General features: G+C 58.1%; 13 protein-coding genes and 3 pseudogenes. 2 read left to right on the plus strand and 14 right to left on the minus strand.

The genetic code is table 11. From position 1 onward, the window contains the following. Positions 1 to 278: 278 nt before the first annotated feature. The gene (locus ACYZTL_RS01390; protein ID WP_461950241.1) at positions 279 to 749 is read left to right on the plus strand and encodes a DUF1289 domain-containing protein; all 471 of its coding nucleotides are present in this window, start codon (positions 279 to 281) and stop codon (positions 747 to 749) included. Positions 750 to 904: 155 nt separating this feature from the next. On the opposite strand, the gene ACYZTL_RS01395 is transcribed toward ACYZTL_RS01390, so the two are convergent. Further along, positions 905 to 1768: a universal stress protein gene (locus tag ACYZTL_RS01395; RefSeq protein ID WP_461950242.1), complete on the minus strand. Its 864-nt coding sequence runs from the start codon at positions 1766 to 1768 to the stop codon at positions 905 to 907. A gap of 160 nt (positions 1769 to 1928) precedes the next feature. Between ACYZTL_RS01395 and ACYZTL_RS01400 the strand changes: the two genes are divergently transcribed. Next, on the plus strand, positions 1929 to 2546 hold the full coding sequence (locus tag ACYZTL_RS01400) for a MiaE family protein (protein WP_461950243.1): 618 nt from the start codon (positions 1929 to 1931) through the stop codon (positions 2544 to 2546). A gap of 60 nt (positions 2547 to 2606) precedes the next feature. On the opposite strand, the gene ACYZTL_RS01405 is transcribed toward ACYZTL_RS01400, so the two are convergent. The 13 genes and pseudogenes from ACYZTL_RS01405 to ACYZTL_RS01465 form a co-directional block, all read right to left on the minus strand. Beyond that, positions 2607 to 4133 carry a trypsin-like serine peptidase gene (locus ACYZTL_RS01405; protein ID WP_461950244.1) on the minus strand — a complete coding sequence of 509 codons (1527 nt, stop codon included), beginning with the start codon at positions 4131 to 4133 and terminating at the stop codon, positions 2607 to 2609. A 255-nt stretch (positions 4134 to 4388) separates the two neighbouring features. Continuing rightward, positions 4389 to 4814, minus strand: a pseudogene (locus ACYZTL_RS01410) (MipA/OmpV family protein); the annotation flags it as partial. Between the two features lie 300 nt (positions 4815 to 5114). Continuing rightward, positions 5115 to 7364 (minus strand): TonB-dependent siderophore receptor, encoded by a 2250-nt coding sequence (locus tag ACYZTL_RS01415; RefSeq protein ID WP_461950245.1) that lies wholly within the window; start codon positions 7362 to 7364, stop codon positions 5115 to 5117. Between the two features lie 119 nt (positions 7365 to 7483). Beyond that, positions 7484 to 7972: a GFA family protein gene (locus ACYZTL_RS01420; RefSeq protein ID WP_461950246.1), complete on the minus strand. Its 489-nt coding sequence runs from the start codon at positions 7970 to 7972 to the stop codon at positions 7484 to 7486. Positions 7973 to 8151: 179 nt separating this feature from the next. After that, positions 8152 to 8769 carry a DNA-3-methyladenine glycosylase family protein gene (locus tag ACYZTL_RS01425; RefSeq protein WP_461950247.1) on the minus strand — a complete coding sequence of 206 codons (618 nt, stop codon included), beginning with the start codon at positions 8767 to 8769 and terminating at the stop codon, positions 8152 to 8154. Continuing rightward, positions 8766 to 9578, minus strand: a complete 813-nt coding sequence (locus ACYZTL_RS01430; RefSeq protein WP_461950248.1) for an isocitrate lyase/PEP mutase family protein — start codon at positions 9576 to 9578, stop codon at positions 8766 to 8768. The genes ACYZTL_RS01425 and ACYZTL_RS01430 overlap by 4 nt, the downstream gene beginning before the upstream one ends. 33 nt (positions 9579 to 9611) lie before the next feature. Further along, on the minus strand, positions 9612 to 10694 hold the full coding sequence (locus tag ACYZTL_RS01435; RefSeq protein ID WP_461950249.1) for a bifunctional transcriptional activator/DNA repair enzyme AdaA: 1083 nt from the start codon (positions 10692 to 10694) through the stop codon (positions 9612 to 9614). A 169-nt stretch (positions 10695 to 10863) separates the two neighbouring features. Then, positions 10864 to 11133 (minus strand): annotated as a pseudogene (locus tag ACYZTL_RS01440) (LysE family translocator); the annotation flags it as partial. Between the two features lie 156 nt (positions 11134 to 11289). Further along, positions 11290 to 12462 (minus strand): RES family NAD+ phosphorylase, encoded by a 1173-nt coding sequence (locus tag ACYZTL_RS01445; RefSeq protein ID WP_461950250.1) that lies wholly within the window; start codon positions 12460 to 12462, stop codon positions 11290 to 11292. Positions 12463 to 12893: 431 nt separating this feature from the next. Further along, complete coding sequence (locus tag ACYZTL_RS01450) at positions 12894 to 13358, minus strand: toll/interleukin-1 receptor domain-containing protein (protein WP_461950251.1); 465 nt, start codon at positions 13356 to 13358, stop codon at positions 12894 to 12896. Between the two features lie 423 nt (positions 13359 to 13781). Then, a pseudogene (locus tag ACYZTL_RS01455) lies at positions 13782 to 14153 on the minus strand (LysE family translocator); the annotation flags it as partial. Between the two features lie 103 nt (positions 14154 to 14256). Continuing rightward, positions 14257 to 14616, minus strand: coding sequence for a DUF6124 family protein (locus ACYZTL_RS01460; protein WP_461950252.1), 360 nt, complete (start codon positions 14614 to 14616; stop codon positions 14257 to 14259). 382 nt (positions 14617 to 14998) lie between these two features. Then, a complete protein-coding gene (locus tag ACYZTL_RS01465) occupies positions 14999 to 15895 on the minus strand; it encodes a DMT family transporter (protein WP_461950253.1) in 897 nt (298 codons plus the stop codon). Positions 15896 to 15984 lie beyond the last annotated feature (89 nt).

Raw genomic sequence — 15984 nt, forward strand, 5'->3', positions numbered from 1 at the left:
TTCAAAGTTTTACGCCTGCAGAACGGGGAGCTGATGAGGGTTGGCGTAGAGCTTTTCCCCGCTGGAAAAACCCTTCGCCAACACCGCTCTGAAGGAACGACTGTGCTCGTGACGCTTTGAAAACAGCTTCTAACGGACATTGGCGCCTTAAAAGGCTGGCTGATTCTACGGCAAAAAAAATTTAAAGGTAAGTTCGGCTCGGAACTTTGAGGGGTGATGAATGTTAGACAAAGGGCTAACATGCCGACCTGTTCTGCTTTCCCGTGCTTTGTTGACCTATGCCCAATCAGACCATCAAGACCCCCTGCGTCGGCCTTTGCTCCACTGTTTACGGTGACCTGGTCTGCCGTGGCTGCAAGCGTTTCCACCATGAAGTGATCCATTGGAACGGTTACAACGAGGAGGAAAAGCGCGCGGTGTGGCTGCGTCTTGAGCAGCTGTTGTCCCAGGTGATGGCTGCCAAGGTAGAAATTTTTGATCCGTCGCTGCTGAGAATGCAGCTTGAACAGCGCAAGATTCGCTTCGTGCCGCATCAGTCGGAATATTGCTGGGCGTACCAGCTGATCGCCCGGGGCGCGCGGGTGATCAACAACCTGGAAGCCTACGGGATGGTGCTGCTGCCGGAGTTTCGCGACTGGAACCTGCCGGAGTTGCGGGATGCGATTGATCGGGAGTTCTTTTTGCTCTCGGAGGCGCATTACCAGCGCTACATCGCGCCGGGTTTCCTCAAAGACGCCTTCGGCGGCTAAACCTTTAACCTGTGGCGAGGGAGCTTGCTCCCGCTCGGCTGCGCAGCAGTCGAAAATCGACCTGCGAGTTTATCTGATACACCGCGCCGGCCGATTTGGGGTCGCTTCGCAACCCGGCGGGAGCAAGCTCCCTCGCCACAAATGCTCGGCAAATCTCAATGCTGCGTCACGATCTCCTCCAGATGATCCATGATCGTATCCGGCTTCAGCACCAGCACATCGCTCTCCACCGCATCCAGCACCACTTCCGCCGTATTTCCGATCAACGCCCCGGACAACCCGGACCGCGCGACCGTGCCAATCACCGTCACCGCCGCACCCAGCTTATGCACCGTGTACGGAATCAACACATCCGCCGGACCTTCCGCGATATGCAGGTGCTCATCGTCAATATCGAATTCTGCCTGGAACGCCTTGCACTGTTCTCGATAGCGCGCCTCGATCGTTTCACTGAGCTGCAACGTAGGATCCGCCGCCGACAGCATCGGTGACGGATGGGCGCTGACCACATGCAGATGAGCCTTGGCCAGGCTGGCGATGTCGTAGCCGTGATCGACAATGGCGGCGTGCAAGGCGCGGTGTTCATCATCGGTATTGCCGACGTCGATCGCCGCCAGAATGACCCCGCCCGTCCAGGGCTTCGAGGTTTTGACCAGTAGCACCGGCGTCGGGCAAGAGCGCAGCAGTTTCCAGTCCGCCGGGGTCAGCAGGGCCTTTTTCAGCGGGCTGTCCGGGTAGTGTTGCTTGATTACCAGCCCGCAACCTTCCGCTTGTTGAACATCGACGATGGTTTCTTGCAGGCTTTCGTTCCACGCCTGCTCGGTGGTGACGCTGTAGCCGTCCTCAAGCAGCGCCGCCTTGAGCACACCAAGCATTCCGCTATGGTCATGCTTGCGGTCGCACACCAGCAGATGCAAATGAGCCTGGGTCACGCCGGCAATCAATTTGGCCCGTTTGAGCGCCAGGCTTTCCGAATGTTCGGGTTCGATGACCACCAGAATGCTGCGAATGGCTTGCATGATCGGGATCTCCATAGGGTAATAAAGCATGGCGTTGGACAACTATAGTTGCTGGTCGCGAATCCGGGACTTGATGCATATCAACGGTCGCGACTGGTGGTCTGGCGACGGGCCGGTATAATCGGCGCCCTTCGTTTTAACCTATATGTCCGTGAGCCCCATGATCCTTCCCGAAATTCACGAGTTCCTCGGTTGCCGCACCCCCGATGGCTGGGTCCAGGCCGCGCTGGCCGATCAGGAAACCTTGCTGATCGACCACAAGAACTGCGAATTCAAGGCCGCCAGCACAGCATTGAGCTTGATTGCCAAGTACCACTCCCACGTCGATCTGATCAACCTGATGTCGCGCCTGGCCCGGGAAGAGCTGGTGCACCACGAGCAAGTCATGCGCCTGATGAAAAAGCGCAAGATCGAACTGCGCCAGCTGTCCGCCGGCCGTTACGCCTCGGGCCTGCGCAAAGTGGTGCGCAGTCACGAGCCGGTCAAACTGGTGGATACACTGGTGGTCGGCGCGTTCATCGAAGCCCGCAGTTGCGAACGTTTCGAGGCGCTGGTGCCGCACCTGGACGAAGAGCTGGGCAAGTTCTATTTCGGGCTGCTGAAAAGCGAGGCGCGGCATTTTCAGGGTTATTTGAAACTGGCGTATCAGTATGGTGATGCCAAGGACATCGCCCAAGTGATCGACCGGGTCCGCGCCGCTGAGCAAGAGCTGATCGAATCGCCAGACGTGGAGTTTCGTTTTCACAGCGGTGTACCAACACAAGAGTCAGTGGCCTGATCAATCGAAATAAACCCCGTCAGTCTCGATCAGATTGACGGGGCTATGATCAAGTCACCTTTACCGACTCATTCGGCCCTCTTCGTCGAAGTGGAAAATAAGCGCCTCTTTGGAAACGCGGTAACTCAGGTCTACGTTTTTAATGCACAGCGTAAACGGAAATTCTTCGGCTTTGATTGGCGCTTCATGCGATGCGTGCACATAGTCCTTTCTGTCTACGTTGCTACAGTCTGTATCTTTGAAGGGGCCTTTGTAATAACGAATAGCCAGATTAGAGGGGAGGCGCTGGCTGAACCGCAAGCCAAGACTCCCGTCATTGTAAATGCCGTAATTAGGATTCAGTGGCAATTCAACTGGCGTTCTTTCTACAAGTTGGGTAGGAAGGATCAAAGTGTTTTTCATAAGTTCTGCTGAAAGTGACTGTTCTGCAGATTCGACACCGATAACGCAAAGAAAATAAATTCCGGGCTCCCGAGGGATTGGTGATTTGATAGCTGCATCAGTTGCGCTGCTGATGTCGCTGTAACCATCAGATTGACTGCAGTGCTTAACATCGCGTGCGGTTTTAAATCGATAGTAAGGCGTGCTTAACGAAAACGTTGCCCGTGCATTGGGTTGTGCGTCGTTTAGAGGCATTGCAGTGTAACGGGAATAATTATCCAGGTCGGTGACTTCAAAAGTACGTTCAAATGTGCATGCTTTTGCAGTATTGGTGAAAACGCCTTCATTGAAACAGCTCGATAAAAAATCGACAGCATGGCCATATTGCGTTTCCGCTGACCATTGGGGCTGACCGTTTTTTACTTCGCAGGGGGCATAATCGAAACATTGTCTTTCAATTGTCGACTTGTAAGTGCCGATCGATAAAACACTGAGAATGTTTCCGCTGTTTCGCTCAAGCACCGGGGCTCCCTTGGAGTAATAGTCTTCAGCTCCACAACGAATTTTCAGGGTGTTTAGATACATTCTGCTTTCCCCTGAAATAACAGCTCCCCCTGTAGGTTCCTGAGAGCAGGCTTTTACACGCAGTCCTGTTTCCTGTTGCTTTGTTCCTGTGCTTGAAATAAGTACGTCATTGGATAGGTCAGGTGTTTTAGGTGCGATCTTGAGCGGTGTTATTCCATCCTCCAATAATGTGGCGAGAGGGGATTCCAATTCCATGATTGCAAGATTCGTATGCTCGGAGTTGTTCCAGGTTGCAGTGCGAATCGTATAAGTTTTATAGTCTCCAGGCGTGTCGTTGAAATAATTAAATTTTACAGTGATTGGAACGGGTTGAGGTTGGAGTAAGTGTGGGACAGCTCTGACACCTACTACGCAGTCCGCCGCAGTGAGCAAATAAGCGGGGCCGACAGCGTTGTTGGCTTTGTCCCGGGTGTCCAGCAAGCTGGCGGTGCAAATTGAGTCGTCTCCCCAGAAAATCTCTCCGATCCCACTCCAGCGCATGCTCTCGTTGTTTTTGTTATTTAATAGTATTGAGTCGGAGCCATTGATTAATTCCGCACCAAAGCCCATCGCAGAGGTGTATGCCGATAAAAATAATGTTCCAGCCAGTAAAGATGAAGTTGCCAGGTGTTTCTTGTTCATAACCATTCCTTGGTTTAGTTTCAGGCGCTAAAAAGTATATAAGTCGCGCTCCTGTCATTCGACAGTAAAAGCTTCGTTTGAAATCGGCAAGCCATTCAATGGCGCGTAGTGGATTGATTGGTTTCGATCTATTGCAAGGAAGTTGCCATTGTGAAAGTACACAGTGCAATTGTTAAAAACTCTTAGAAGCATGAAAGATCATTGGAAACTGGCGCAGAAGTCCGGTTTTCTTGCCCGTCCTCACCGTCCCGTCTCGGCCAGGTACTGCACTGCCAACACCGTCGACACACTCCATTGATCATTGATCGGCAACGACCAGGTCAAATCGGCCCCGCGACTCACCAGCCCACCATGAGCGTCATACGCCCGAAACTGACTGCGCGACGCCTGACCCGTGCTGACGCCATACCACGTGCGCATGTAATTGCTATCGCCGAACTGACTATTGAGGCTGCCCACGACCTTGCCATGGTCACCCTCGTAAAAGGCGCGCTGATGCTCAGTTTCAAGCGGTTCCAGGCGAACCCGTGTCGTCATCGTCATCGTCATCGTCATCGTCCTTTTCCAGCGCATGTTCAAAACTCGCGCCGAGAATGATCGGTCCCATGTGATACATCCCGTCGAGCCCATGCCGTCCAGCTCGTCCGAACCTTTGAACCCGGTCTTGCGATCCTTGCGCACATATGGGAGCACCCGAAGGGAAGTTGGATGCGCCCCATGCTAGGCGGGTGCCGGTCGGCAATCTTTGACAGCTTTGTCGGGAAACTGTCAAAGGCTGTGAATGGGGCTGAGCGAGCAGTGCTCGCGTATGGCGAGGCAGCTTGCTGTGGCGAGGGAGCTTGCTCCCGCTGGACTGCGCAGCAGTCCCTTTTTGAGGGCCGCTTCGCGACCCAGCGGGAGCAAGCTCCCTCGCCACATAAAGCCCACCCGCCACAGCCCACAGCCCACAGCCCACTCGCCACAGGTCAGTGTCACTTCAGCTTAGAAATCCCACTTGGTGGTCAGCATCAGGTTGCGCGGCTCGCCGTAGAACGTGGTGCCGAAGTTGCCCAGGCCCGACAGGTACTTCTTGTCGAAGACGTTGTTGGCGTTGGCGGTGAAGCTCAGGTGCTCGTTGTACTGATAACGGGTCATCAGGTCGACGAGGGTGTAGCCGCCTTGTTTGAGCGAAGTGCTGCCTTCGGTAGGGCTGAAGCTCTGACCGTAGTAAGCGCTCTGCCAGCTGACGCCGCCGCCGACGGTGACCTTGTCCAGTGCGCCGGGCAGGCGGTAAGTGGTGAACGTACGCACTACGTGTTCAGGTTTGGTGGTGGCCAGCGGGAAACCGTAGATCCGTTGCTCGTCCTTGTCGCGAGTGCGGGCATAGGTGTAGCCGGCCGACAGGTTCCAGCCATCGGACAGTTCACCGGCCAATTCAAGCTCCACGCCTTTGGTGGTGGCGCCGGGAATGGCTTCGTAAACGTCCTGCCCGGTGCCGTCGGTGGTGACGTATTGGGCGATGTTCTCCTGCTCGATGCGGAAGAAGGCCAGGCTGGCGTTCAGTTTGCCTTCGAGGTACGCCGCTTTCAGGCCAGTCTCGTAGCTGTTGCCTTCAACCGGTTTCAGGGTCGAACCGGCGGCGTCCTTGTAGGTCTGCGGCTGGTAAATGTTGGTGTAGCTGGCGTAGACCGAATACGTGTCGTCCAGGTCATAGATCACACCGGCGTAAGGGGTGACGACGCCGTGTTCCTTGTAGCTGGTTTGGGTGTCGGCCTGGCCGGCGCCCGGGTAGTAGCTGTAATCCTCGTTGTACTTGAAGGTGCTCACGCGGCTGCCGAGGATGATCGACAGGTCGTCGGTCGGGCGCAGGCGCGTGGCCAGGTAAGCGCCGTTCTGACTGGTGGTACGTTCGTACTTGCCGTTTTTCGGGAAGTCCTGTTCCGGCAGATTGCCTTTCCAGTCATAGATGCTGCCGGGCACACCTCCGGCTCCGGGGATAACGCTGTCGAATGTCGCGCCGGTCTGGCGGGCATGGGACGTCATGAAACCAGCCACCAGTTCGTGTTCGCGACCGCCCAGGGTGAAGGGCCCGGAGACGTTCACGTCAGCCGTGTTCTGCACGCGATGACCTTCCCAGCGACCCCAGTAAAGGAACATGCCTTCACCGGTGGCGCGGTCCGGGGAGCCGCCGCTGGCCGAGGCCAGGCGCGTATCGTGATCGGTGGTTTTCTGGTTGAGATTGACCTTGAGTTTCCAGTCATTGGCCAACGCCTGTTCCAGCGACGTGAAGTAGGTGACAGTGTCGAAATCACGACGGCTCCAGTCGGCGCCCGGGTTGAAGCTGCGCGAGAAGTCGGTGCGGCCGCCGTCGGCGAAGTACACCGTGTTGCCGGTCCAGGAGGTGCCGCGTGGGGTGGCACTGGACTTGTCGATGCCGAAGGTCAGCAAGGTGTCGTCCGTCAGGTCGGCTTCGAGGATGCCGTAAAACAGGTCTTTCTTCTGGCTGTAGTGATCGATGTAGGAATTTTTGTCCTGGTACGAACCCACGAAGCGGCCACGCACGCTGCCGCTATCGTTCAGCGGACCGGAAATATCGCCAGTGCTGCGGTAGCTGTCCCACGAGCCGACGGTGCCGCTGATCGAGGCCTTGAATTCCTTGGTCGGCTTCTTGCGAATCATGTTGACGGTGGCGGACGGGTCACCCGAACCCGTCATCAGACCGGTCGAGCCCTTGACGATTTCGATGCGGTCGAGGCTGGCCGCGTCATCGCTGTTGTTCGGGTTTTCACCGTAGACACCGTCATACGGCTGGTTGACTCCGTCGTACTGGAAGTTGGTGATGGCAAAACCACGGGCGGAAAACTCGGTACGGTCACTGTCGTACTTTTGCATCGAGACCCCAGGGGCGTTGCGCAACGCGTCGCTGACACTCTGCACACCGCGATCGTCCATTTGCTGACGGGTTACCACGGTGACCGATTGCGGCGCTTCACGGGGCGACAAAGCCAGGCCGGTGGCTGAGGACGTTGAGCCGGTGGTGTAGGAATGGGTGTTCTCGGTGGTCTCGCCCAGGCCTACGGCAGAAATACTCGTCGCACCCAGTTGCAGCGCACCGTCGTCCTTGGGAGCCGGCTTGTTTTCAACCGTTTCGGCGGCATGGGCGGTGTAGGAAAGGCTCAGCAGGGCGGCTGGCAGGGCCAGGGCCAAGGGGCGCAGGGCAAAACGAAAACGTGCGGCAAGTGGGTGCGACATGGAGATCCCTTTGTATCGAATCGTTCGGTAAGTGAAAGGCTTCTGAGGGTTAACCGAACGAAAAACGCAAAAGGGAACTGCCGTGTGCAAAAAAATCGAGGTTCGTGTTTTCTCTTGATTCAGCGCGCCAGACCCAGACGCTCATGCCACTGCGCGATGGATTCTTCCGGCCAGATTTCGCACTGCCTATCACCGTGATGCGCCGGGACCTCCACCCACGGCGCTTTCGAACCGAGCATCACGTGCGTGTACTCGGGTGGCATCGGTAGCGCGGTGTCGATGGCCGAGGCGAACGGGTGAATCAGTTCCGGCCATTCAGGGCTGAACAGCCACAACCCCGAGCCACACACTGAACAGAAGTGCCGCTCTGCCGTGCTGCGGTGGGCGCGTTTGTCGCCTTCGTCCTTGAGCCGCGCGTGGTAAATCGCGATGGATTTGCGACCGCGCACCTTGAGGCTGGCGGTATCGCCGGCGATGTTGATCGAGTAACCGCCACCGCCCTGAGTCTTGCGGCAGATCGAGCAGTAGCAACGTTGATAAGGGTAGGGGTGGGCGCTGGTCAGACTGAACGACACGGCGCCGCAGTGGCAGGAGCCTTCGAGTTGCATGAGGGGCCTCCAGTGAAATTTAGTTATGCGGTTCAGCCTAGGAGATTTGTGGTGCAAATGCCGACGCCTTCGCGAGCAAGCCCGCTCCCACATGCGACCGCATTCTCATGGGAGAGCTCGGTTAAATGTGGGGGCGGGCTTGCTCCGGGCGGCGTTCCGACGAAGAACGATAACGCGGTCTACTTGTTGGCCACCCGCCACAAATACCAGGAAGCCACCGTCCGATAAGGACTCCACCCCAACCCGATATCCACCATCTGCTTACGCGTCGGCTGCACCTCCAGCCCCTTCAACCGTCGATACCCCTCACGCACCCCGAAGTCATCGGCCGGCAGAATATCCGGCCGCTCCAGGCTGTAAATCAGCAACATCTCCACCGTCCAGCGCCCAACCCCGCGCAGGGTAATCAACCGCTCGATCAACGCCTCGTCATTCATGGCCAATGCCGTCGCATAATCCGGCACCACGCCATCCAGCGCTGCCTGAGCGATGCCCTGAATGGTCGCAATCTTGCTCGCGGAAAAGCCGCACCCGCGCAGTTGATCAAACCCGGTCGCCAGAATCTGCTCAGGTCGCGGAAACGCCGTCGATGGAAACAACGCCAGCAGCCGACCGACAATCGCATCCCCGGCTTTGGCATGCAGTTGCTGATAGGCAATCGCCCGCACCAGGGATTCATACGGATCGCGCGCCGCATGCGGCTGGTGCAGGCAGGGGCCGATGGCCGCGACGTGGCGCGCCCAGTCTTCATCAATGGACGCGAGAAACGCCGTTGCGGGCAAGTAAGGATCGGTCAAACCTTCACCGCCGTTTTCAGCAACGCGTTCACTTCCCCGTAGGTGAAAGCCTTGAGGTGGCTGCTATCGAGTTTGCCGGTTTCCAGAAAGCTTTTGGCCAGGCCGGCCATCGCACCGTAAAGGAACTCGGCGATACCGGAACCGGCGCTCAACCGGCGAACGCCCAGCGCTTTCAACACTTTAGGCGACGGCAATTCCGGCAGCCCGAGTACATTCACCGGTAGCGGCGTGCCACGGCACAGCGCAGCAATCTCGTACTCCGCCGAAACGCCGGCCGCGAACAGCCCGTCAGCACCCGCCGCCTGATACAGCGCCGCGCGTTTGAGCGTTTCCGCGACGCGATCTTCGGCCGGCACCAGACCCTTGAGGTACACATCGGTGCGGGCGTTGATGAACAACTTCACTTCGCGGCGCTCGGCAACCTGACGGGCGATTTCGATCTTGCGGGCCAGCAGTTCGGGCGGGGAAGCACCGTCTTCGATATTGATCCCGACGGCACCGGCGGCAATCACCGCATCAATCACTTCGGCAACCCGTGTCAGGTCATCGGAATAGCCGGCCTCGATGTCCACCGTCAACGGCAGCGAAGTCACGCGGGCGATGGACTCGACGGTCGAGACCAAGCGTTCGAGGGGTAGGGCATTGCCGTCCGCATAACCGTGAGCCCAGGCCACTGCCGCACTGCTGGTGGCCACGGCTTTGCTGCCCAGTTGCTCGACGATGCGCGCCCCGGCGGCATCGGCGACGTTGGTGAGAATCAGCAGGCCGTCCTGATGCAGCCTGTGGAATTGCTGGTCGAGCGTGTCCATTGAGTTTCCTTCCTTATGAAAAACACCGAAGAGTCAGAACGCGAGTTGTTGCGTGACCTGCACCGCCGCGTTTTCCAGCCTGAGCAGAAACGCCTTGCGCGGTTGTCCTCCACCATAGCCCGTCAGCGAGCCATCCGCACCGATCACCCGGTGGCAGGGCAGGACAATCGAAATCCGGTTATGCCCGTTGGCCAGGCCGACGGCACGGCTGGCGCCGGGTTTGCCCAACAGCGCGGCGATGGTGCCGTAGGTGCTGGTCTGGCCGTAGGGGATTTTCGCCAGTTCGGCCCAGACCTGCCGGGAGAACTCAGTGCCGGGCAAGTGCAGAGGCACCTTGAATTCGGTCAGTTTGCCGGCGAAGTACTGGGCCAGTTCTTCTTCGATCTGCCGCAAGTGCGCGTTGTGCCCGGGCGCTACCGCATAGCCATGACGGTTCTGCAACGCTTCGACTTCCCGAGTCAGCGCCGGCCGGTCGAGAAACTCCAGCAGCACCAGCCCGCGCCGTTCCGCCATGGCAATCATCGGCCCCAGCGGCGTGGTCAGGCGCGTGAACAGCAGGGGCTCGCTGTTGGCCGCACGACCGGGGGTGATGTGGAAGGATTTTTGAAAGGCGTCGCGAAACCCGCTCAGGGATTCGTAACCGGAATCGAACGCCGCGTTGTCAATGGAATTGCCCTGCTTGATCCCGCCCAATGCCATGCCGAGGCGTCGGGTGCGCAGCCACGCGTGAAAGGTCATGCCGAAATGCTGCTTGAACCAGCGCCGCAGTTTCAGTGGCTCGATGCCTTCGGCCAGCAACTGCGCATCGGTCCAGCGCAGCTCTGGATCGGCGTCCACCGACTGGAGCAGCGTCTGCACCCAGTCCGGCGCGATGGCGGCCGCATCCAGCGGTTTGCAGCGCAGGCAGGCGCGATAGCCGGCAGACAGGCAGTCATCGGCGTGGGCGAAGAACTCGACGTTCTCCGGTTTTGGTTTGCGCGCCGTGCAGCTGGGGCGGCAGAAGATGCCGGTGGTTTTGACCGCAGTAAAAAACACCCCCTCGTAGGTGGTGTCTCGTTCGAGCATGGCGCGAACCATCTCGGCGTGGGGCGGAAGCATCGTGTTTTGTAGGTTCATGGATTGAGCATAGGGCGCGCCGCCTCAGGCCTCCACCGACATTTCGACATGGAATTCTTTCATGTGGGAGCGGGCTTGCTCGCGAAAGCGGCGTCACATTCAACACATTGGTTGACTGACACTCCGCCTTCGCGAGCAAGCCCGCACACACAAGTAAATAACCATCCTTTCAGGCCCGGCGCGCCATCAGCAACACAGAAGCCGCCGCCGACAACAACCCCGCGCAGCAACGATTGAAAATCCGCTTGCCCCGAGGCTTGGCGAACCAGCGGCGCATGTGCAGGCCCATGTAGGCGTAGGCGCCGATGGCGATCCATTCCAGCCTCAGGAACAACGCGCCGAGCACTGCAAATTGCGGCGTCACAGCCTGGCCTGGATCAACGAACTGGGGCAGGAATGCGGTGAAGATCAGGATTGCTTTCGGGTTGCTTGAGCCTAGCTTAATGCAGTGGCTAAGAGTGACTGGTCCGGCCCGGTTGCAGGTAGTGCGCCAGCAGCAACGGGGCCGGGTTCCGAAGCTCGTGAAATAAGAGAAAGGGAGCGATCAAGTTCCCCCTCTCCTGGCAGAAGCCACAACCTTCCGCCATCAACTCACTCATTCGAAGTTCAGGCCCAAGCGCTTACGGTTCAAGTCGCTCATGAACAGGTCGTAGATATGGCTGTATTCCTTGGCCTTAGTTTCAATCGCAGTGACCTTGTGGAACTGGATGGAGTCAGCCACCACGGCCAGTTTGGCCGGTGGCCCAAATCGATTTTCCGGTGGCACGGCCTTCGGGACTGGCCCGTCCGCCGGTTCAGGATCGGCAGGAGGCTCGTAGGAAAGTCGGCTGGCTTCAGGGAAAAATACCACGTTGGTTCCCACCTCACCCGTTTGGACGGAGGGGAACACCAAGCCATCCACGTACTTGCCGAAACGCAGCCGCAAGTACTCGAAGACCACCTGCGTCGACAAATAGCTCAACTCGTCGTTGCGCGCTTTGGGCCGGGACATCTTCTTGACCAACGAGCCCAGGAACACTTTCCGATGCAGTGACTCGCGGAGTCCTTCGTCCAGCAACGTGAGCGCCGGAGGCTCTACCCGGTCCAGCACGGTGAGGTCCAGAAGCTTCAGCTCGCGGATGGGTGTCAGGGCGGCACTGACCACGTGGTCACCGGTGATGGAGCGGATTTCGCTGAGGCAGGTCTCTCTCTCCAATGCACAATACAGGGCGGAGATGCCATTCGGGGTCATTCGTTGGCTGCTGGCCAGATGCTTTGGCGTGGGCCCGAACTGACCGGCAGGATCACCGATGATTTCCTCTGCCTGCTTTTGGTTCTGGGCATGGCGTGCCCGGTAGAGCAGCTCGCCCTGGGCGATAGTCCGCAGCACCTCCGGCTTGAGCTGGTTGCCGTCGGTTACCAGCACCGAAAAGACGGAATCGAGGAACTGGTCGGCTCCGGCATTGAAGTAGCGGTGCTTGTAGTGGACATCCTCAACGAACTTCTTCCAGCGGTCCTCGTAGATGTTCTGCTCCAAAGTGCCATCATCGTCGTAAAAATGCGTTTCGTCCCCCGCGTCGTCCTTCCTGAATTCAGGTGGAACGCCATCGCAGAGATCCGCAAAGTACGGTTCGTTACCGAGCTCAAACCACTCCATGAGGACGATATCGATATCCGAAACGTTGATGGCGTCCGACCCGCAGTGATACAGCATGCCGAGCTCGTAGTGGGACAGGTCGTCCTTGATGGCAACATTCTCCACGACGCGCTCGTAAACGTAGTCGAACATCTCCTTCGACTCCATCGCGTGCCCGTGACGGCCGCAGTATTTGCAGTCACCCTCGGTTCCGTGTGTGTCGAACAACTTTTTGAGTGGCGCCGGTGTTACGCAATCAATGCAAATCATAGGTGCTTGCTGAACCTCGCTTTTTGCCGTCTTAGGATGCGGAGGCGTTTATGAAGAAAAACGCGATAAGGACGGTGATTTATACCCATAGAGCACATCCAGTGACGAGCTATCAGCCGCCGAGTAATTCGACGGAAGAGAAGGGCCGCTTCGGCCCTTTAGCTACCCCTCGGATAGGGCAGATAAAGGCCCAAAAACGGACTCTAGCTTTGGCGCCAGCCGGCCTTCCGCTGGTGGTTCTGGTTGGCCGTAGGGTTCGAACACATATTTCTGAACAGACGCATCAGAATGGCGAACCTGTGTGGGCAATATAGCTAGAGTGCGACCAGCTCGGCGATTTTTGCCGCAACCACCGCCATCGTATCTTCTGTAGTATCCAGGCCAGTTCGGGAGGCGAGCATGGGACTGACATTGCGGAGAGCTTCATACGTCGTGTTGTGCACGATGGGAACGAGCTGGTTACCTGCCAGTAGTGTCGAAAGCTCTTTGTCGGCCACGCTTTCTTTGGGGAGGCGGATTAAAAGCGCAGGGGTGACCAGCACAAGCCCAATTCGCGAGTTCGCTAAGCCCTTGTCGATGGCGCGCATCATCGGAACGCCGAGGCCAAGGTCATTCTCGCTGAACCATACTTTGACACCAGCCGCCACGAGCAAGTCGTGCAGCTCTTTGGCCGCCCCCTGACGGTCGTCCCATGCGTGGCACAGAAACACATCACGTAGATCGGGTTGAGTCGCTGCTCGCGTCTCAACGGATTGGCGAATTGGCGTTAGGGACTGCACTTGGGCAATCGTGTACGAAACGGATGAACCGGCTTTCGACCAACGTGGCTTTGAACTGCCGCTAGACCTGCTACCACCGCCACTACTGTTGGCATAGCTACTCCCGCTACTCCCGCTGCTGCCCGATGAAGAGTAGGAGCGTGAGCTACTGCGATAGCGGCATGCAGGGCAGGCAGCAGCAGCTGCTGATGAGCTATGCCCGCGTACTGGTGCTGTGCATCTAGACATGTCGTGATCCTTCCATTGGCCAGTCCCTTTGCGACATACGGATGTAAGTCCGACTGAACGATAGCCTAGTGCCACGACTAAAGAGAAGCGCAAATTTAGGGATCAGTACTATGCCCGCTACAATCGGAGCCCAAGCTATGCCTGTGGGAGTAACTTACTGAAAGCCGTCTATCAGGATAGTTTATATTGCCCATCTTTAGGCTTGCCGGCCGCCACCAGAAACTCCTGCCGCGCCAAGGTCAGCATCCCCCCCGGTGCGCCGGTCACAACGTTCTTCGTCCCCGGATCGGCGCGCCACAATTGCCACGCGAGGTAGAACAGGTAGGCCGCGCCGACAATCTTGATCCCGTAGAACAGCAATTCCGACGTCTGCAACACCACCACTAGCCCTGCCGAGGCGAGTGCGATCATCCCGGCGAATGCCAGCAGCCGACCGATACCCGCCACACACGCCGTGCGATAGCCGTAACGCGTCGAGTTGCTGACCGACAGCAGGTTGTTCGGGCCGGGGGCCATGTTGAGGGCGAAGCAGGCCGGGAGAAAGAGGGTGAGTGTGGCGAGGTCCATGATCGGCTCCAGTAACGAGAGCGATGTTTTTAACGCAGGTGCCGTGCGGCTTGACCCGTACAGTCGTGTACCGCAGGCACCGTACAATCATGGGAGGCAGTGACTATTCGATCGGGTCGAGTTGACCCAGCGCCCGGTTCACCGCCAGTTCGCCAAGCATGATGACTTGCGCAATGCCCAGCAGGGTATTGCGACTTGGCCCGTCCATGTGGTCCGCCAGATCCATGGTCATGACATTGGCCGAGGCCAGCGACTCGCACGCATGGGCTAGCAGGGTTTCGGTATCGAGCTCAGGGTTGACGATGAACATGGTGCCGGGTGTGCGCGGGGTGGCTTTGAGGTCGGCAGCCGACGGGAAATGAAAGTCGAGGGCCCGTTCGGCGGCCTCGTTGAGTTTTTTTGAATCGTGTTCGTACGGGGAGGCCGGATCGGTGTCTGGTGGGTTGGGCGTTACTTTGAACATAGATACAACTCCTTGTGCAGCAACAAACGAGGAGCCATCACCTTCGCTACCAAACGAAGGGTGGTGGCCATACGCAGGTTGGTAGACCGGGCACAAGGAAACCGGCGCGCCCGAAGACGCCCTGTGCATGACCACCATAAAGCTGAGACAAAAAGTGCCCCAATGGCGATGCAATACACCTTGTAGAACCCGGGCTACCAAACCCGATCGCTGTTCTTTTCAGCGATCGGAAAACGATAGAGCCCAGGTCCAAGGCGCACAAGCCGGCGGATTCTGGCGTAACCGTAGGCAACGACGCAAGGTTATGTAGCTTTCAGGAAGTAAATCTGACCGCACTTAAACAAGCAGGTTAAACAGGCGGATTTACGGGAAATCAAATCGACTATTTCGCGAATTTTTTCGCGCCCGCCACGCACAGAATCACCGCAACGGTCACCGCCACTATGCCAATGCTCACCTGCTCGTGAAGCAACGTCGCCGCCAGCGCCAATCCAAAAAACGGCTGCAAAAGTTGCAACTGCCCCACGGCGGCAATTCCGCCCTGCGCCAGCCCGCGATACCAGAACACGAAGCCAATCAGCATGCTGAACAGCGACACATAACCCAGGCTGAACCACGCTGGCGCACTAATCCCGGCAAACGAAACGGGTGTGAGCCACAAGGTCAACAGCGCCATCACCGGCAACGACAGCACCAGCGCCCAGCAAATCACCTGCCAGCCGCCGAGTGTCCGGGACAGCTTCGCCCCCTCGGCATAACCGAGGCCGCAGGCCAGGATCGCCGCCAGCATCAGGAGGTCGCCTTCAGGCGAGGCGGTCAGGCCTTGGGACACGGCAAACCCCACCACCAGCAGACTGCCCAGCACCGAAAAAAACCAGAAAACCGGGCGGGGACGCTCGCCACCGCGCACCACACCGAACACGGCGGTCGCGAGCGGCAACAGACCCACGAAGACAATCGAGTGCGCCGAGGTCACGTATTGCAGCGCCAGCGCGGTCAACAGCGGGAACCCGACCACCACACCCATGGCCACGATGACCAGCGGCAGCAACTGGTTGCGCGCCGGACGTTTTTCCTTGAACAGCCACAGCATGCACAGCGCCAGCACGCCGGCGATGGTGGCCCGGGCAACCGTCAGGAACACCGGATCGAATTCCAGCACCGCAACCCGCGTGGCGGGCAGCGAGCCGCTGAAGATCACCACGCCGATCAGCCCGTTGAGCCACCCACTGGTAGTGTTTTCCTGAGGCAGGGTGTTCAGATTCGATACTCGTTCCATTGAGGGTCACACTCGACAAAGGGTTTATGCGGCGGGTTGCCTTGGGCGCATCGTATGACCGACTATTAAGACAATCAAAAAATTGTCAT

The organism is Pseudomonas sp. LB3P81 (assembly GCF_054897965.1).